General features: G+C 48.1%; 17 protein-coding genes. 8 read left to right on the top strand and 9 right to left on the bottom strand.

The genetic code is table 11. From position 1 onward, the window contains the following. Nucleotides 1-74: 74 nt before the first annotated feature. The 4 genes from SGI97_06235 to SGI97_06220 all read right to left on the bottom strand — a co-directional run bounded on the left by SGI97_06235 (nt 75) and on the right by SGI97_06220 (nt 3861). Nucleotides 75-1208 (bottom strand): S1C family serine protease, encoded by a 1134-nt coding sequence (locus SGI97_06235; protein MDZ4723484.1) that lies wholly within the window; start codon nt 1206-1208, stop codon nt 75-77. Nucleotides 1209-1245: 37 nt separating this feature from the next. Further along, on the bottom strand, nt 1246-1683 hold the full coding sequence (locus tag SGI97_06230) for a hypothetical protein (protein MDZ4723483.1): 438 nt from the start codon (nt 1681-1683) through the stop codon (nt 1246-1248). Nucleotides 1684-1888: 205 nt separating this feature from the next. Next, a complete protein-coding gene (locus tag SGI97_06225; GenBank protein MDZ4723482.1) occupies nt 1889-2491 on the bottom strand; it encodes a sigma-70 family RNA polymerase sigma factor in 603 nt (200 codons plus the stop codon). A 131-nt stretch (nt 2492-2622) separates the two neighbouring features. Beyond that, nucleotides 2623-3861: a DUF401 family protein gene (locus SGI97_06220; protein ID MDZ4723481.1), complete on the bottom strand. Its 1239-nt coding sequence runs from the start codon at nt 3859-3861 to the stop codon at nt 2623-2625. A gap of 89 nt (nt 3862-3950) precedes the next feature. Here SGI97_06220 and SGI97_06215 point away from each other — a divergent pair, with 89 nt between their 5' ends. The 3 genes from SGI97_06215 (at nt 3951) to SGI97_06205 (ending at nt 7056) form a co-directional block, all read left to right on the top strand. Further along, nucleotides 3951-5282 (top strand): anthranilate synthase component I family protein, encoded by a 1332-nt coding sequence (locus SGI97_06215; protein MDZ4723480.1) that lies wholly within the window; start codon nt 3951-3953, stop codon nt 5280-5282. Then, on the top strand, nt 5279-6136 hold the full coding sequence (locus SGI97_06210; GenBank protein ID MDZ4723479.1) for an aminotransferase class IV: 858 nt from the start codon (nt 5279-5281) through the stop codon (nt 6134-6136). Before SGI97_06215 ends, SGI97_06210 begins: the two co-directional genes overlap by 4 nt. Nucleotides 6137-6216: 80 nt before the next feature. Further along, nucleotides 6217-7056, top strand: a complete 840-nt coding sequence (locus SGI97_06205) for a YjbH domain-containing protein (protein ID MDZ4723478.1) — start codon at nt 6217-6219, stop codon at nt 7054-7056. A 191-nt stretch (nt 7057-7247) separates the two neighbouring features. Here the strand turns inward: SGI97_06205 and SGI97_06200 are convergent, their stop codons facing one another. The 5 genes from SGI97_06200 to trxA form a co-directional block, all read right to left on the bottom strand. Then, nucleotides 7248-7982, bottom strand: coding sequence for a creatininase family protein (locus SGI97_06200; protein ID MDZ4723477.1), 735 nt, complete (start codon nt 7980-7982; stop codon nt 7248-7250). 5 nt (nt 7983-7987) lie between these two features. Continuing rightward, nucleotides 7988-8659 carry a DUF2064 domain-containing protein gene (locus SGI97_06195; GenBank protein MDZ4723476.1) on the bottom strand — a complete coding sequence of 224 codons (672 nt, stop codon included), beginning with the start codon at nt 8657-8659 and terminating at the stop codon, nt 7988-7990. A 263-nt stretch (nt 8660-8922) separates the two neighbouring features. Then, on the bottom strand, nt 8923-10152 hold the full coding sequence (locus SGI97_06190; GenBank protein MDZ4723475.1) for a hypothetical protein: 1230 nt from the start codon (nt 10150-10152) through the stop codon (nt 8923-8925). Between the two features lie 9 nt (nt 10153-10161). Beyond that, a complete protein-coding gene (locus SGI97_06185) occupies nt 10162-10986 on the bottom strand; it encodes a rhomboid family intramembrane serine protease (GenBank protein ID MDZ4723474.1) in 825 nt (274 codons plus the stop codon). A gap of 259 nt (nt 10987-11245) precedes the next feature. Then, on the bottom strand, nt 11246-11572 hold the full coding sequence (gene trxA, locus SGI97_06180; protein ID MDZ4723473.1) for a thioredoxin: 327 nt from the start codon (nt 11570-11572) through the stop codon (nt 11246-11248). 174 nt (nt 11573-11746) lie between these two features. On the opposite strand from trxA, the gene dtd reads away from it, so the two are divergent. From dtd to smc, 5 genes are read left to right on the top strand one after another with little or no spacing between them, the layout of a single operon-like run. Further along, nucleotides 11747-12190: a D-aminoacyl-tRNA deacylase gene (dtd, locus tag SGI97_06175; GenBank protein ID MDZ4723472.1), complete on the top strand. Its 444-nt coding sequence runs from the start codon at nt 11747-11749 to the stop codon at nt 12188-12190. Then, nucleotides 12180-12788 carry a nucleoside triphosphate pyrophosphatase gene (locus SGI97_06170; protein ID MDZ4723471.1) on the top strand — a complete coding sequence of 203 codons (609 nt, stop codon included), beginning with the start codon at nt 12180-12182 and terminating at the stop codon, nt 12786-12788. Before dtd ends, SGI97_06170 begins: the two co-directional genes overlap by 11 nt. Nucleotides 12789-12802: 14 nt before the next feature. Continuing rightward, complete coding sequence (locus SGI97_06165) at nt 12803-13702, top strand: DUF4115 domain-containing protein (GenBank protein MDZ4723470.1); 900 nt, start codon at nt 12803-12805, stop codon at nt 13700-13702. Then, nucleotides 13703-14296, top strand: a complete 594-nt coding sequence (locus tag SGI97_06160; GenBank protein ID MDZ4723469.1) for a hypothetical protein — start codon at nt 13703-13705, stop codon at nt 14294-14296. Nucleotides 14297-14307: 11 nt separating this feature from the next. Then, nucleotides 14308-18030, top strand: a complete 3723-nt coding sequence (smc, locus tag SGI97_06155; protein MDZ4723468.1) for a chromosome segregation protein SMC — start codon at nt 14308-14310, stop codon at nt 18028-18030. Nucleotides 18031-18036: the final 6 nt, after the last annotated feature.

Below are 18036 nucleotides of genomic sequence, written 5' to 3'. Positions count from 1 at the left end.
CTGAAGGCGTTATTATTTGCAGGACTATACATCCCAACAAGTAACGTCCGATTATCGCGGATGGCAATTGTAAACTAATCGACGATATTTAATCGCTCTTCAAGTCTGGTGATTTCAGCCTTGAGGAAATTGAGGATATTGAGAAGTGAATCTGCGGCCAATGATTCGTTTGCTGAAAAAGACTGGGCCGCGGATTGGGGTTTTATCGACTTATTCCCCACTACGACAGCTATAGTGAGAGGATGACTATTTCTGATAAGATCAATCTCGAGCGAATTCCCCGGACAGCTTTGTCTAACAATGTTATATAACTCAGCGGCCAGAGTTATCGGTCGACCATTGACGCCGATAACGATGTCACCTTTTCTTAGTCCAGCCCGCTCAGCCGGTGACTGATTACCCACACCAGTCACAACCACTCCCCGGTCAATACGAATCGAGGGCTGACCTCCTGATTTGGCCATCACCAAGGAGGATTTAATATCAAAGGCCGGAGATATCTCAACATCGGCTGATGACAGACCAATGTGGCCAGCCTGCCGGTCTCCGTGCTCTATCAGAAAACTTACAATTTTTGGGATTTGAATCGACGGGATAGCTACGGCGAGACGGTCATCCTGATCCACTCCCCCGGTTATAACACCAAGCAACCTGCCCGAAAGATCAAAAACCCCGCCGCCAGCACTTCCTGAGGTTACTGGAAGCGAAAATTGAAGACTGCCATCCTGACGAGTCCCAGCGCAAAATCCAAGTGTGGGTGAGGCCCGAAGACCATAGGCATTTCCAAGCGCGATTACCATTGAACCAGCGCAAAGCTGACGTTCCGCGATTTTGACCGGCTGGCCAATTGCCCGTTCTGGTTTGAGTACAGCGATTCTATTACAGAAATCGACCCCAACCAGCTTGGCGGCGACTTTGCGGTTCTCGAAAATAATCGTGAATCGATCATAACCATGTACGCTTGAGGCGGCAACAATGATATGACCAGACGTGTCACACACAATTCCGGATGCAATAAGACGCTGAAACGCTTTTGAGGTTGTCGCAGAAAGATTGCCAGCTTCGAATGTTTGTGCTGCTTCGACTGTAACGATAGACTGCGATAAACGGACGACCAGATCGGAAAGTCCCGATTCCAAGTTGTTCAGAGGTGATTGAGCCTGAGAGGGGCTGTATGAAAAAAAGACCGCCAGAAATAATGCGTACATTAGGTTTCGGACTGTCCAACGACTAAAATTTATCATCTTAGAATTCCGAGCCAACCCCCCGAGAATGTGAGTTCCCTGAGAAGTGGTATATCCTGTAGACCGGCTGGAGCCGGTAGGTTTTCATTATATACGGAGCCCTGGAGTTATCATATACCGAGTAGCCACCGTAACCTGATGTCAGAGACTGGCCGCTAAAGCCTGACTGTAAAATCAGCCCATTCGTCAAAGCAGACAAACGTTCGTTCTGGGCCATTGATTTATCCAGAGACCAATCCTTAGCCATATTCGGGTTGAAAGTCGGTTCGGCGGTGATATAGGCATCATTCTGGCCTAATTTGAAGCCTTCCGTAGAAGATTTCCAACCTGAGAAGGTTTCCCCACCGAAAAGTCCAACAAAAACAACTGCAACTCCGAGCGCGCTGACAGTTACGGGTACAAGCGACCGCCAGGCAAAACGCGGTGCGAGACGCGGCATATAAGCCTTTGTTCGTGTCTCAGCAAATTGTTCGTGTCCGATGCGGTTCAACAACTGGGTATTGAAGTCACGGGAGAGGTTCGTTCGAGGCAATTCCGAAACAGCATGCTTCAAGGAATTATATCTCCCCTCCTCAGCTCGGCAGGCGGAGCATGTCGAGAGATGCTCACAAACGGCCAGCTGTACGCGACCGGTCATTTCTTCGTTAGAGAAAGCTGACAGGAAGGAGCGTACTTTTCGACAGTGCATTATATTCCTCCATTCTCGGCTGTAATTTATCACGCAAAATCAGACGTGCCCGATTGACACGTGATTTGACAGTTCCCAGCGGTACCCCAAGAACCTGTGCAACCTCTTCATACGGCATTTCTTGCACATCGCGGAGAATAAAGGCGAGCCGGTATTTCTCGGGAAGACCCTTTACCGCGGTGTCAATGGCCTGCGGAAGCCGACTCGGAAGCTTCGCTTCAACGGCAAACTCCGCTTCGTTCCCTTGCATTTCATTGATATCGTAAAATTTGAATTTCTTGCGTTTGCGAAGTTCGTTTCGCGCAAGATTCAAGCAAATCGTGTAAATCCACGTGGAAAAACAATGCTGAAAATTAAATGATTGGCGATGCTGGTAAACCCGAACGAAGGTTTCCTGGACAATGTCTTCAGCCTCTTCCGTGGAGGAGAGCATGCGGCCGATGACATTCATGAGACGTTCTTTATACCGATCCACTAAACCATTAAAGGCAACCATGTCCCCGTTCTGGACGGCCCTTATAAGCGCAAAATCAATATCTTTTTCTGTTCCTTTTGACATGTCGAACCCTCTTGTAGTAGGTCTTATTCTAATCTCGTACCCGAAAAGCTCTGAGTAGTTCCAACAAAATATAGGTCTTTGAGACCTGAATGTGATTGCACACTCCATAAAGCCAAGAACTCTGATCTAAGTTATTTGATTACAACAACATAACTATTAATTATACGCCCCCACGGACTTAAATACAATAAAAATCCTAATCCAGAGAGCAATAATAATGGTGGGATTATGGTTCTATAGACGGCCCCAAGATTTGCCTTAAAATAATCAGTGGTAAGAACAAGACAAAGGTGCGTGGGCGAGAGCATCATACCAATATACCCTGACAAATAGGCTAACAGAATAGACGATGGCGAGAGTATCGGGTCATACAGAAATCCGGCCAATAGAATGTAGCCCAAACCGACAACCCCGGATGACATCGATGTCAGCAGTCCAATGGTAAAACAGACCAGAAAAATCACAAGTTCAGACGGAAGGGCGTATCTTTGCGCCAAAGCCGGAATGGAACCGACCGCCCCGGATAGATCCAGTACCATTTGAAAAGTCAGAATACCGAAGATAAGCAGGACAAGCGAATAAGAAAACCCGCTTCTGAACGAAGCTGTAGTACTCTTGCGGCTCGGGCGGTTGATAAGCAACACTGACACAATCGACACAACAAGCGCGAGCGACAAATTCACTCCAAAAACACCAAAGAGAGCCATCGCCAGTCCAATCGGCCAAATCGCTTCAAGAATCCCGACTATGGTAATGGGCAGACTTACCGGACGGTTTTTCGATGGCTCAATTTTCCGTGTGAAACATATCAGACCAAGCACGAGCATGATAATCGCCAGCGGTAATTGTAGGAGCGCAATCTGACCGATGGACATACCAGTGATGGCATGGGCCAATATAATCCCCGGATAGATTGGCCATGAAAATTCGACCATGTGACGAAACCAATAGTTGGCTGATACTTTAAACTCCGGTAAGTAATTGCCGTCGGCAAGCACATTTTCAACAAGCGGCGCAGATAGAAGCGAACCGCCGGGCATAGGCATCAGACCGACTAATGGCGGCAAGATAGTCACCGCAGTTCGTTTGCCGCCATAGAGTCCCTGACAGGCATGTGAAAGCCTCTGAAGATAACCAAGGTCTTTCAAAAGGGCGCCGAGGATAGTGACAAGAATGACAATAGCTGTCAGCAGAAGAAGATCTCCTGAGAGAACCAAAATTTTCATAGCCTGCACAAGTCGTGGAAATTCCACCTGATAGAGCAAGGCGGTCAGTACCGCGGCAAAGAGCATCGTCACACCGACTGAAAATTTGCGGTACAGGGCGTACAGGATAACGATGAAAATTACGAGAAGCTTGAGTCCATCCATCGGGACAATAAATCTCACAAAAACGCAAAGTCAATGAATCATATGAATGAACTTGACATTCGTGTGACGCGCGATAGATTTCCCCAACTATGCGAACATTTGCTCATGACAAAAATGTACAAGAGAGCCGCCCCTTGGAACTCTTTCGTCCGCTTTCACACCGGCCCGGCGCGGTGTGGCTTGACTCATCGCTGAAAATCGGCGATCGAGGGAGCCAGTCGTTTATTGCATGTAACCCAACAGCCGAATTAAGAGTTCAAAACGGTTGCGTTCTTGAAAGAAGAAAAGGGGTTTTGCGCGAAATTACAAAAGGCGGGGTAACGCAACTGCTTGATTATCTTGAAGCAATCATACGAAATTCCAAACAAACTGCCCTTGGCTTTATCAGTTACGAAGGTATGCTGCCACTGATTAACCTCACAACAAATCAGCGTGAATCTTCTTTTCCTTCGGCATGTTTTTATCTATATGATTCGGTTATGAGTTTCGAACATAGAGCACATGAAAGTTCTCAAAACAAAACAACTACACATTCCGACAATTTTTGTCATGAACATGGTGAAAAAGAGTCAATCGCAGGCGACCCGACTCAATCTCCTGCCACCCTATTGGCACACCCTAAATGGCCTGAATATGAACGCTCGGTAAAATTGCTTAAACGACATATATACGAGGGTGACATCTATCAGGCAAATTTCACCGCCGGTTTTAATATTAGGAGCAACACCGATCCTTTGACAGTCTACAATCGCCTGCGACAATTAAACCCTGCGCCGTATTCGGCTTATCTCAACTGTGGCACCTACCAGATTCTTTCTTCTTCACCGGAGCGACTGCTGAAGAAAAATGGAACACGGCTGACATCATCACCCATCAAAGGGACAATCGAGCGCGGCTCTACACTGGCAGCGCAGGAATCAAATGTCCTCACCTTATTAAGTTCAGCCAAAGACCGGGCTGAACTGCTGATGATCGTCGACCTTGTGCGCAACGATTTGGGAAAATTCGCCAAGCCCGGCACGGTGTCTGTGGACCGTCTGTACGGCTGCGAAATATATTCATCCCTTATCCACCTGGTTGCCGATATTTCATGCGAATTGCCGGACAATGTGACACTCGGTCAAATCATGACAGCCCTTGCCCCGGGGGGCTCGATTACGGGCACACCGAAAAAACGCGCGGCGGAAATACTGTTGGAAAATGAATCCGAGCCTCGCGGGGTATATACCGGGGCAATTGGATATATTTCCGCCGAAACCGCTGAATTTAATATCGCCATCCGAACTCTGACTTGCCGCAACGGCATCTATACCGCTCATGCAGGCGGCGGAATTGTCGCCGATAGCGATGCTCACTCGGAGTACGCCGAAATGATGCTCAAAGCAAAAAATCAACTCCTGGCAGTTGGAGCAACCTTGTGAAAGATTCACTTCGCGGCATAGATGTGGCCACTTCGATAAATGGAAAACTGGTGAGACATGAAAAGGCTGTCGTTTCTGTCTTCGACAACGCTCTCCTCTATGCACAGGGGTTATTTGAAACCTTTTTGGTGATTGATAATCGAATCATATTTGTCAGCGACCACTTGGAGCGTCTGTATACAGGGGCGAAAGTTATCGATCTCAAAATACCGATCAGCAAGACAACGCTGATTGAGTGGATGAATCTTACGTTGAAAGCACATCCGTCGCGAATCAAAAAACTGCGATTGACAATAACCGCTGGAGAATCTGCCCGGTGGCTCGGCACGCAGGGCGCGCCGCAAATCATTCTCAGCGCGGCGAGTCACACAATGCCTGTCAACCCGTTTACACTCTTCCTCTCAACTTTTAAGGTCGATCAGAAATCAATTTTCAGACGGATAAAAACTATTTCATACGCCATTCAGGCGACCGCTCTCGATGAGGCCAAACGACACAAGTGCGATGACGCGCTTATGCTCAACGAAAAAAAACACGCCGCCGAAGTAACATCTGCTAATTTCTTCTGGGTGAAACGCAACCGCATCTACACACCCTCGCTTGACGATGGCTGTCTTGACGGGGTGACGCGGCGGCACGTATTTAAGGCCTGTCAGAAATTGAATTTTCGTTTAATTGAGAAAAGCGGCACCCTCACAGAAATTCTCAAAGCGGATGAAATCTTCATATCGAGCTCTTTAAAACTCATTGTGGGGGTTGCTAAGCTCAAGCACAGTAATACAGTAAGTTTATTCCCGGCGGGGCCTGTGACCGATTCGTTGTCACAAGAGTTTAGGCACCTTGTCCGGCTTTAGTCAAAAAAATCTTTTGTACGGTCATTTCCTCAATTGTTTTAATTGACAAACTTTTTGCATCCTCTCTATACTCAATTATTATGAATATTAGAGAGCGAACACTGTCTTTACTTGGGGCGAGCACAATATTTTTACTCTCGCTATTCCAGTTCTCCAGCGCCCAGGAGCCATACGACAATCGTCAGCCTGCGTCTGTTAATGACGGCCGTCACACCCTTTACGACATTCCGCCCCGAACATTGGTCGACTTGCCGACCGCGGGCACTCTTCCCCGCGCCAACTTTAATATCGGTGTGCGTCTCTATCAAAATGGTGGCGGACTTGGGTATACAGATATCGGCCTCTCCAATAGATTTCAGCTTGGCATTTCATTCGGGGGCGACAATGTCCTGTCAAATAGAACGCTAAATTCAAATCCGAGAATCGGATTTAGTCTGAAATTCCGCATTGTCGATGAACTGGCCTATCTGCCCGCCATGACCGTCGGCTTCACCGACCAAGGGATGGGAAACTACAGTGACCTCTATGAGAGATATACCTTTAAGTCTCGCGGATTTTACGCTGTCGCGAGCCGCAATTTCTATTTCTTCAATTGGACGTCAGGCTGGCACCTTGGCATAAATTACTCGCTTGAGAATAAAATAGACGCTGACAAAGAAGTAAATCTCTTTGCAGGATTCGATGCCACCTTCTACGACAACATGGCTTTCCTTGTCGAATACGATGCCGCCTTCAATGATGACAACGGGACATTCTCTGAAATTTCAGGTCGGGGACGCGGCTACATGAATATGTCGCTCAAATGGCTTTTCACTGAAAATCTTGAAATTGAAATCATGGCACGCGATCTCTTTGTGAACCGACGAGAAGCAGAGACCTTCGCCCGTGAGATGCGAATCGTCTATATCGACCATTTTTAAGATGTACATTCTATCTTGATTTCTTATGGCAAACCCCGCCATAGCGGGCAGGCTTGCCTGGTGGTGTGATTTTAATCTGAACGCGCAAACCGGTACGTACCGCGCGAATAGATTAAAACTGAACTGCCCCTTTGTCCTACTCTATCTCACTGGGAGACTGACAGGATAAAGGCATAGTATTGGATAAAGAGCTAAAACCCGGCTTTGCGCCAGCGATCGACCACCGACACACAAAACGCACCGACAGTCTCGATGACTTTCAAGCGGTACTGGCGTGCCTTCTCCTCATCAAATTCAGGATATCCTTCCCCTTCTTTATAGAGAAGAATAGTGCCCGGGACAGGATATATATCCGCGCCCGCCCTGAAGGTGTAAGCGAGTTCAGGCGAGTAGGTCGATCTGCCGGCGAGGGACGGGTCGACAGCATGAACCATCGCCGTTTCATCGGTTCCTGCGTGTCCTCCGGCATGACCGAAGAATTGCTCGGTCATCTGAGCGCACAGTTCCCACCAGTGAATAACGGCCACGTTACATTTTTTGGCGTAATGAAAATCCAGTGCCGTCGATTTCAGCGCCGAATTATTGCCGCCATGTCCATTCATGATGATTATGTTTTTAAATCCGCTGTTAGCTGAAGAATCAAGAATATCTCTGATATAGAGTGAGAATGTTTCCGGTTTGATTGTTGACCCGCCAGGATAGCGCGCCAGCGAACGGGTTATTCCGTAGTTCACTGTCGGCGCAATAAGCGCGTTGAGTTGTTCGGCAATACCATCTGAAATTGTTTCGGGAATAAAATTGTCGGTTCCAAGACAGGCCGAGCCATGAGCTTCGACGGTGCCGACCGGCAGAATGAGCGTGTCTATCGAAGCGGGGACAAGTTTCTGGACTGTCAGCCAGCTTAGTTTCTGAAGCTGTCTTTCCATGTAAATTACATCCGGGCTATTATCCGCTCCATCACGGCTTCGGTCTCTCTCGCGGTTTCCTCGTCCCCTTCGAACCGGTACTGATTGATATCGCGCGCCAAAAATTCAAGCTCATCGGCGCTTTCGACAGCATACCAGATCTCAAGCTCTGACCAGGTCAGATGTTTTTGCGTAAAGGCCGCGGCCACGTCGTGGTAAACCGACGGCGACGTCCAATCCAATTCAGAGAGATTTATCTGCGCAGAGCCGGACATTCCGATAATATAATATCGGCCTTCCGGTGTAGGTCCGAAGACGGCATCGCACTCTTTGAGCATCTTGAGGGCTGTCTTCATCATTTTCGGCGTGATCGTCGGAGTACGGCTGCCAATGACAAGCACGCTGCTGTATCCCTGGCTGAAACAGTCTTTGAAAACTTTCTCAATTCGATTTCCCCATCCTTCATGCGAAAGTTCGTGGGTGGTAAATCTATCTTTAAGTCCCTGCGCTTTCGCGCCATTCAATTTCTTACAGAGGTGATCGTCGATCATGGCAATGAAGCGCTTCTGTTCCTGAAGATCGGAATGATAAAGCCGCACTTCTGTCGCGATAATACTCAGCGCATTGGCCACGGTGTCGGTAATAAAAGCCTGGTGGAGAAAATGGAGATCCTCACCTTTGATGGCGCCCAAATCCATTCGAGAACCATCCTCGGAGGGCTCCTGAACGCAGATTGCAATTACTGATCCATTCTTCTTTGAAGTCATCATTTCCATACCAGACGTTGATGGTTATTTCTGATAAGAATATAAAAAGCTACTATGATTCAGTCAAGTGTCATGAGATGTTTTTACAAATAATTCCATGGAACAATCCTCCTCAAAATATATGGCCGCCCATAAGTCACGCAGCGAACTAATGTTGGGATTCAGATAGCAGAGGCGTCACCAGTTAAAAAATATCAGGGCTTGAGATGACGCGCCAAAAGCTCGGACTTAATAAGTTGAATCAATTTATCAGGATCGATTTTGGAGGCAATCTTTTCAGCCAACCGTTCCGCGAGGTCTGCAGAAAGTTGACGGGTAAAGACAGAGATCTGGTCGGTACTGGTTATCTCTATCTTTTCTTCCCATGTCGGACCCGAGGGCGGCGCTTTGAGTGAATCCGTTTCCTGAACCACCACGCTCTCAGGTTCTGTTGATTTGAATAATTCGATTTCTTTCTTGAATTCGTCGATGAATTTTTCGACACCTGTGGTGTGCCGTGAATCATTCTGTGGAACAGGCGGCTGGGAGGTAGGCACTGGTTGGGTGATCGGCTTTGTGACAGGATTGATAATCGTGGACGTTTCCTTGATGCGGAGCTTACCCGAATCGACTACGGGCGCTGATCGGGCGTGCTTCGGCGCAACAGGCTTGGGCGGTGCCACGGTATTGTCCTGCTGCATTGAATTGACAAACCAATCATAATCCGACGGGCCATGAGAGGCTCGTTGCGGCTCCGGCGCATCAACCAATCCATATTGATCTCTCACAATTTCAATCTGGCCCGTGCCACGATCGGCGGAACGTGAAGAATTTGTCGAGCGGATTGAACTCAGATCGTTGTCTCTGATGCTCATCGAATCTATATGCTGATCAGTGTGTTCCTCGATATGGTCATATCCTATCATTTTCTCTGAAGTCTTCGGCTTTCTCGGAGTACTAGTGGATGTCCGATCCATAACCTCAGAGTCTGTCACCTCGATACTTCCTATTCCCAGCGCTTCATCAAGCGTATTGTCGTCTATATGGGGAGATTCAAAAGAGATTTTTTCGGAGGCCTTCCCACCCGAGGTTGACTGTCCAATAAATGTCTGTATTCGTGCAATGAAGTCATGTGGTTCGAGCGGCTGTGGAATTATAACCTCTGGCGGAAAGGGAAGATCGCTCGAATGCGGTGACTGAATCAGAAGCATGGGAATTGATGTCAATTTGGAATCGGCCTGCACTTTTTCGTAGAAAGGTTGCATATCGGAACCGGTGAGTCCTGAGCCAATGACAAGAATATCCGGACGCGTGAACTGAAGGACTTCCTTGGCCCGCTCGGCGGTTGCCACGGCGATAACCTCGAAGCCGTTTTGCTTCAATACTAAATCGGCGACTCTGCGGGTCGACTCAGATGCTTCTGCAAGAAGAACTTTTTTTCGCATGGGACAGGCTCAGTTTTTGGACAAATTTTTCTGTTTCGACAATTCAGATGAGGCGTCTTCGAGAAACTTACGGTCGGCCTTGCTAATATTTTCTATGCCGACTTCGTTTATTTTATCCAGTATCGTATCTACTCGTTTCATAATCTCTGACGCTTCCTGCCGCTTCTTTTCAAGCTTCGCGGATTGACGACGGTAGCGCAAGTTTTTAAATCTGCTTCCAAAAGAAGCCCAGCGCCAGTTTTCTTTCAGGTAAATGAATCCGCACACAGCTCCTCCGAGGTGAGCCATATGGGCGATATTTGATCCTCCAAAGAGAAAACTTATCAACATAAGACCTGGAATTGCCCATTTTACCTGAACCGGGAAAAGAAAATAGATATAGAGAAGGCGAGTGGGAAACATTATCCAGTAGGCAACGAGTACACCATTTATTGCTCCTGAAGCTCCGACCATGACTGCCTCTTGGCTCGGATGAACTATCAAAGTCAACAATGCTCCAGCCAGCCCAGCAAGTATATAAAACCGCCCAAATGACTTGCTACCCATCGAGTGCTCGACTTCGGTGCCGAACATCCACAGCATGAACATATTAAAGAAAATATGACCGAAGCCGCCGTGGAGGAACATATAGGTAAACGGTTGATAGAGCAGATTTGGAAAACGCTCAAAGAATACCGCCGGACTCAGTCCAAAAATCTCGCTCAGTCCGGGAATGAGTATTTGAAGGACAAAAACCGCGATGTTAAAGATTAACATCGTTTTAATGAATGGAGAGATTGCTCCCGGGCCTATGGACAGGCCGCCTTCAGGACGATATCGGTTGTTCTTCCACATATAGTTTACTCTATCGGCAGTCTGAGCATCGAGATACAGTCCCGCCCAAGTCTTCTGGTTTGTGTTTATCCTATTTTTAGACCGATTTTGACTCTCACTCAGGAGTATTTTCTTTAAGATTCATAAATCTGTTGTGACGGATCTATACATTAGCCATGACTGAGAGTCGTTTATGCATCGAGAATACTAAAAGCCAGCCGCGGACTCTATTTAGGAGTCTGCGGTCAGCTTTATTTTGGATCGTTGTAACCGATTGGAGTTAAACGAGCACCTTTTGAAGACGGGCGAGAATCTGTGCTTTTGGAAAAGCTCCGGTCATTTGATCGACAACCTCGCCGTTCTTGAAAAAGAGAAGCGACGGAATCGACATAATATTGTACTTCCCGGCTATCACATGATTGTGATCAATATCCAATTTGGCGATTTTCACCTTATCACCCAATTCGGTGGCCACTTCCTCCAGGATTGGGGCTATCATTCGGCATGGACCGCACCATGTAGCCCAGAAATCGACTATAACGGGCGTTCCTGACTGGATAACTTCCATCTCAAAGCTGTCATCAGTTATGTCTACCGGTTTTTTCATAAATACTAAATGCCTCGCTATCTACGCTAATTGTGTTTCTTTCCTATTAACTACTCTAACAATGCAAGGAAAACAAGGTTCCAGCAAGCCTTTTTCTTGTCTAGAACTCACTGAATAAACATTTCCTAGTTCCTTGCGGGCTGTTATACTGAACACAAAGGAACGATCAGGCTAATGAGACTGGTATTACAGCGAGTTATAGGATGTCAGGTATGGATCGGCGGAGAGCTTTATAGCTCTATCGCACAAGGTCTTCTAATATTATTTGGCACCAAAACGGGCGACAATGAGCTATCGTGTACCTCACTGGCTGACAAAGCAATAAACTTGCGGATATTTGAAGACAGCGAGCAAAAAATGAACCTCTCGGTTTTAGACCTACAGGCTCAAATTATGATTGTGTCGCAGTTTACGCTTTATGCCGACACCCGAAAAGGAAGACGCCCGGCCTTCACTGACGCCATGGAACCTGTTGCAGCGGCGAAACTCTATAATATCTTTGTAGAAAAGATGAAAACTTCGGGACTTGACACCCAAACCGGTCAGTTTGGCAGAAAAATGGATTTGACCTTTACAAATCATGGCCCTGTGACAATTATTCTCGACCATGATGTATGAAGAGCTTCGCCGTCTCGCCACTCTCCGCCCGGTAATCCTCGGTTCCGCTTCACCTCGCCGAGTCACTTTGCTCCAGGAAACAGGCATAGAATTCACTCAAGTTGCTCCCGAAATTGATGAATCCACCCGTGATTTGGAAGATCCGCGCAAATACGCTGTGCGTTTGGCAGAGGAAAAATCTGGCGAAGTTTTCGGGCGAATCACCACAAATGCTGTGGTAATTGGATGTGATACCATTGTTGTTCTGGCGAACAAAATACTCGGGAAACCAGTTACAAAAGCTGATGCGTTTCACACCCTGATGGCTCTATCGGGACAATCTCACACTGTCGTTTCGGCCCTAAGCTTAGCCGCCGACGGTATTCCTCTCATGAGCGGTTACGATACCACCGAAGTCCGGTTTCATATACTTGATAACGACAGAGTGTGGGAGTATGTGGCAACAGGCGAGCCCATGGATAAAGCTGGGGCATACGGAATTCAAGGGATGGGGACGTTTTTAGTTGACAGAATCGAGGGGAATCTTGATACTGTCATTGGTCTACCCCGTGTTCTGCTCAATCGTCTGGCGGGGGAAGTACTTCTCAAAATTGGGTGATAGAATGATGCGACATGAATGAATTATATGGAAAAATCGGCAATCTTCTCAAGCAGGAGCGACTCCATCGCAAACTTGAGTTGTCCACGATTTCTAATGAACTGAAAATCAGCGAGACGAATCTCGGCTATGTCGAAGACGGCTCGGCGAGTAAACTACCTGCCGAACTGTACTTCATGCTCTTTGCGAAATCATACGCGACCTACCTTGGTATCGACTACACCCGTACTGTCGATGCCATCCGCGAGGAGATTGGCGAACGAGAGGCCGCAGAAGACGCCGAGCGCGCAGCAAACGCCCCGCCTCCTGCGCCCCCCGAAAGATCAAAGAAGTCGAGATTCCAAAAGATCGAGGAGAATATTATTGAACCAGCGAAGAAAAGCAGTTGGGTGCTGATTCTCATTTTTATCGTGTTAGGTATACTAGGGCTTGCATTGTTCCGTTCGGTGACGGATAAAACAGAGGCCTCGAATGGCAGCTCTGTCAGCCCCGGGGTTAGATCTTCGTCAAATGCGGGCAATTCAAACGAACAGAATTTCAATCCCCCCTTGGATTCAATAAGCGGACTCACCCTCAGCATCATGACTCGTGTGCAGTCCTCAGCGATGATTCTGGCCGACGGTGACACGGTCATAAACGGGGACCTTGTGATTGGCAAAGACTATCAGATTGATGCCGAGGAGGTGTTAATAATCAGTATTGGAATACCGGAGGCTGTGGATATTCGTCTCAACGGGAAAAAAGCTGATCTGAGCGATCCAGGCACGCGTAGGGCGACCCGGGTCGAAGTCAATCGAAGCAATTATACATCCTTCCTCATGCCCGAGGAGATTTCTCAATCCCAAAGTGATACGATGCTTGGACGAGCGGGCGACACACTACTCCAAAGCGGCGTACAAGGAGCAGGGAGATAAATGAAAAAGCCTATATTCAACATCAGGAAAATTGTGGCCGATTTTTATCTGCGACGTTTCCGCAAGCAAATGCAGCCAACCAGCCGCTCCTTTCCGGGCGATCTCATGGTCACAAAACATATTCTTGTTTGTCTTCCTCCAGGGTTGCGCGAGCTGACTCTTGTAAAGCAATTCCTTCCTCAACTGGCAAGTCTCTTTAAGACCGCCGACATCACACTCCTCGCTGTGCCCGGGGTACAGGTGACGGACATTTATCCACGGAAGGGATTCCACTTGCTCACCCCTGCTATGGACCAACTGACCTGGGCTGGACTTCCGAAGCCGACTTTTTTGAAATCACTCCAGGAGTACAAATTTGACCTTGTGATGGACTTGAGTCTGGAACAAACGAACTTTACATCCACGGTTCTCCTCCATTTCCCAAACGCCGTTCGTATCGGACGAGGAAATCATATCGGAGAGCCATTTTACAACCTCGAAATCAAATCGAAATATCTTCGCGATGAACGGAATATTTATCGTTCGCTGCTTGAAACGTTGGCGGCCATTATGAATCGGACTCTCGATGGCTCTCCTGTGGCAACCAACGGCTGAAGAAAGGGACCATGTACCTAAAGCAATTAGAAATACTCGGCTTTAAATCATTTCCAAATAAAACTGTCGTGAAGTTTTCTGAGGGTGTGACTGCTATTGTCGGCCCGAACGGGTGTGGAAAAACCAATATCCTCGATGCCCTTCGCTGGGTGCTGGGCGAGCAGAGACCGACTTTGTTGCGGGGTGGCAAGATGGAAGAGGTTATTTTCAATGGCACACGTGAAATGAAGCCGTTGGGCATGGCCGAAGTCACGCTTACCGTTGTCAATGATCGCGGGGTTTTGCCAACTGAATACCACGAGGTTCAGATTACCCGCCGGCTTTTCAGAAGCGACGAATCCGAATATCTGCTGAATAAGATTCCCTGCCGTCTGAAAGATATCACCGAGCTTTTTGTCGATACGGGGATGGGCGCGCACTCGTATTCGGTAATTCAACAGGATATGATCGAATCAGTCATTTCGGATAAAGCCGAGGAACGTCGCTTCCTGTTCGAGGAGGCGGCCGGTATCACCAAATACAAACATCGCAAACGCGCCGCTTTGAGAAAGCTCGAAGCAACCGAAAATGATTTTCTTCGTCTGAAAGATATTCATTCAGAAGTCAAGACTCGCGTGAATTCGCTCCATCGCCAGCAGAAAAAGGCCGAGCGATACAGCGAAGTTCGCAACGAAATAAAGGATTGGGAGCTGTACTTCGCCACTCAGCGAGTGCACTCTCTTGACAAGGAAAAGCGCGAGCTAAAAGGCTCTTCCAAACAACTCTCCGATCAAAAGCTGGGCAGGGCCACTGCTCTGGACAGCGCCGCAGCGAGTCTTGGGGGGGATCGGCAGTCATTGAGCGAGATTGAGCGACAATTGACCGAGGTCGGACAATTTATCTACTCGGCATCTGAGTCAGCCCACTCGCTTGAACAGAGGATTGCGGTGCTTCGCACCCGTACCGCCCACGCCAATGAGATAATTGAGAAGAATACAGCTGATATCAATACTGCTGCCGTGAGAGTTGCCACCCTCTCTGATCAGCTTGCTGTCTCGGATACCGAATTGGCGACTCAATCAGAGGAAGTCACAATTCTTGCCGCTCAGTTGGCCGAGGCCGAGACAAGTCAAGCCGAATCCGACCGACGGATGCACAGCGCCCGTTCGAGCAAAGAAACAGACAACCAGCAGTTAATTGAACTCGAAGGAAAATTATCCTCCGGCAAGACCGAAGAAAGCTCGCTCAAAGAACAGGAAGATGAACTAAAACGGCTTGCCTCCGAATTGACCGCGCGTCTTGCTGAGGGAAATCCGCTTCGTCAGGACATTCTGTCCCATGTCGATCAGGATCAGAAAAGACTGAACGAACTCCAGAGTCAACGCGCCGAAATTGAGCAGACCCAAACTTTTCTGACTGAAACGATGGAACGGCTTGTCGAACATGGAAACGAGCTTACAATGGAGGCGTCCAACCTTACAGCTTCGCTTGAGGCATGCCAGGCCCGTAGGACACTTCTTGAGGAGATGATGCTCCATTATGAGGGGTATGAATCAGGCTTGGTCGTTGCGATGCAAAACCGAGGCCGCTGGCCGGCTATCGCGGGCACTGTCGCCGAACATTTTGTGCCGGTCGCGGGAATGGACGTCGCTCTTGAGACTGCATTGGGAGAGATTTCGCAGTTTCTTATCTGTCAGGAGAAGTCCGCTGCCGAAGCAATTATTTCATTTTTGAAAACTGAAAAAAAGGGGAAGATCGGCATTCTGGTTCCCAATACAGGCGTTATCAACTCGGCGGTGAAACGTCCAGAAATCCACGTCGATGGCGTGATTGGCTGGCTTGATAGTTTTGTTACCGCTCCGGACTATCTCAAGACCCTAAAAGACGCCGTACTCTCTCGCATACTTGTGTTCCGCGAAGGAACCAATCCCGAAAGCATTCTTCCCCATCTCCCCTACGGATTTACAGCCGTCTCGACCGACGGCATCCTCTATGGCAACAATCTTATCACCGGCGGCTCCGACGATCATTTCCCTCTTTTTCGCCGTCGTGAAAAGGTTCAGGAGCAGGAAGAGTTCATCACTCAGTTCACCAGCCAGCTTGCTGATATTCGTGAGAAAAAGAATCGCGAGGCAGTTACCCTCGCCGGAGCTCGCGCCCAGTCTGGGACATTGACGGCTGACAATGAATCAATCCAGGAAGAAATAGACGCCGTCCAGCATAAACTCAATGAACATGGTTTTGAACAGAGATCATTGACCGCTGAAGTCGAACGCCTCGAGAAAGAATTAGTAGGTGTCAAAGACAAATTGACACGGATTCAAAACCGTCAATATTCGCTCGGATTGGACTTCACTCAGTTATCCGATCAAAAGGATAATCTTCTTCAAAATATTAAGATGGCCGGCACTCGTCTCGAGGATGTCGAAAAGGCCGCAAGCGATGCTTTGGAGCGTGTGGCTAAACTTCAGGTACTTCATATCGAAGCCAAAAGTCGTCTACAACAGACCGAAAGCCGCATGAAACATGTTCAGGAAATCAAAACCGAACTCGAGCAAACCCGTTTGGTCAAAGAGCGGGAAATTGCCCAATTGCTCGAAGAGATTGCTGTCGGCACAAAGACGAACACGGAGCTTGAAACCGAACTGAAAGCATCCTTTGAGCACCGCGAGGCGTATACAGCAAAACAGAACGAGTACCGTCAGCAGCAGAGCAGTTTTGCCGAACGTTTGTCAACTCAGGAGCGTACAATTCGCAACCTTCGCGAGGAACAGGATACGCTTGGCGAACAGCTTCATCAGATTGAGATCCGTCTTAACACAAATGAATCTGAGACTCGAGGCATCACCGAAAAACTTCGCGATGACTACTATATTGACATTAGAACCATCGAGTCTCGCCGGCCCGAAAGTGAACTGACCGATGAAACCGCCAAAGCAAATCTTGTCGATCTCAAAGAAAAACTCAAAAGCTTCGGCGCGGTTAACCTGCTTGCGCTGGATGAATATCAGGAAGCAAGCGAGCGCGAGAAATTCCTCGATGAACAGATAAGGGATTTAACAACAGCCAAAAACAACCTTCAGACTACAATCACTAAGATCAATCAGACAGCCAAGCAGTTGTTCAATGAGACGCTCGATAAGGTTCAGGTAAACTTCCGTGCCCTGTTTGTTGAATTGTTCAACGGCGGCGAGGCTGAGATTCGGCTTGAGAATCCCGAAGACCCGCTTGAATCCAATATCGAAATTATCGCGCGTCCTCACGGCAAAAAACTTCTGCCCATTACCATGATGTCCGGCGGCGAACGGGCGTTGACGGCGATATCTCTGCTCTTCTCACTCTATCTAGTTAAGCCGTCGCCGTTCTGTATTCTCGATGAAATCGATGCCCCGCTTGATGATGCCAACTGCCGCCGCTTCCTGACTATCATCCGCAAATTCTCATCGCAGACGCAATTTATTACCATCACACACAACAAAATAACGATGGAAACCGCGGACAACCTCTACGGCATCACTATGGAACAACCCGGTGTGTCCAAGCTTGTCGCAGTAAAATTCGCCGAGACAGAATCAGAAGATGGCCAACCAAACACTGTGCGGACTGTGATTGAATCTGACCCTCAGAACTTTGAAAACAGGTTATGGAAGCGTACCCGATCTGTAGCCGACGACAATGGCGAACCGGTTCCTGAATCGATCCAAGATCGGCTCAAGCCGAGCGTGAAGACTCCATCCGGCGATCACGAATCGTAGACCATA

Source organism: Candidatus Zixiibacteriota bacterium (assembly GCA_034439475.1).
GTDB lineage: Bacteria > Zixibacteria > MSB-5A5 > GN15 > FEB-12 > JAWXAN01.
The sequence above is the reverse complement of the archived record's forward strand: the minus strand, read 5'-3'. Positions and strand labels throughout refer to the sequence as shown.

Coding starts and splice junctions, on each gene's coding strand:
- dtd (MDZ4723472.1), top strand. CDS start 11,747: ATGAGACTGGTATTACAGCGAGTTATAGGATGTCAGGTATGGATCGGC.
- SGI97_06205 (MDZ4723478.1), top strand. CDS start 6,217: ATGAATATTAGAGAGCGAACACTGTCTTTACTTGGGGCGAGCACAATA.
- SGI97_06160 (MDZ4723469.1), top strand. CDS start 13,703: ATGAAAAAGCCTATATTCAACATCAGGAAAATTGTGGCCGATTTTTAT.
- SGI97_06200 (MDZ4723477.1), bottom strand. CDS start 7,982: ATGGAAAGACAGCTTCAGAAACTAAGCTGGCTGACAGTCCAGAAACTT.
- SGI97_06185 (MDZ4723474.1), bottom strand. CDS start 10,986: ATGTGGAAGAACAACCGATATCGTCCTGAAGGCGGCCTGTCCATAGGC.
- trxA (MDZ4723473.1), bottom strand. CDS start 11,572: ATGAAAAAACCGGTAGACATAACTGATGACAGCTTTGAGATGGAAGTT.
- SGI97_06230 (MDZ4723483.1), bottom strand. CDS start 1,683: ATGCCGCGTCTCGCACCGCGTTTTGCCTGGCGGTCGCTTGTACCCGTA.
- SGI97_06225 (MDZ4723482.1), bottom strand. CDS start 2,491: ATGTCAAAAGGAACAGAAAAAGATATTGATTTTGCGCTTATAAGGGCC.
- SGI97_06220 (MDZ4723481.1), bottom strand. CDS start 3,861: ATGGATGGACTCAAGCTTCTCGTAATTTTCATCGTTATCCTGTACGCC.
- SGI97_06235 (MDZ4723484.1), bottom strand. CDS start 1,208: ATGTACGCATTATTTCTGGCGGTCTTTTTTTCATACAGCCCCTCTCAG.
- SGI97_06195 (MDZ4723476.1), bottom strand. CDS start 8,659: ATGGATTTGGGCGCCATCAAAGGTGAGGATCTCCATTTTCTCCACCAG.
- SGI97_06215 (MDZ4723480.1), top strand. CDS start 3,951: ATGCGAACATTTGCTCATGACAAAAATGTACAAGAGAGCCGCCCCTTG.
- smc (MDZ4723468.1), top strand. CDS start 14,308: ATGTACCTAAAGCAATTAGAAATACTCGGCTTTAAATCATTTCCAAAT.
- SGI97_06190 (MDZ4723475.1), bottom strand. CDS start 10,152: ATGCGAAAAAAAGTTCTTCTTGCAGAAGCATCTGAGTCGACCCGCAGA.
- SGI97_06170 (MDZ4723471.1), top strand. CDS start 12,180: ATGATGTATGAAGAGCTTCGCCGTCTCGCCACTCTCCGCCCGGTAATC.
- SGI97_06165 (MDZ4723470.1), top strand. CDS start 12,803: ATGAATGAATTATATGGAAAAATCGGCAATCTTCTCAAGCAGGAGCGA.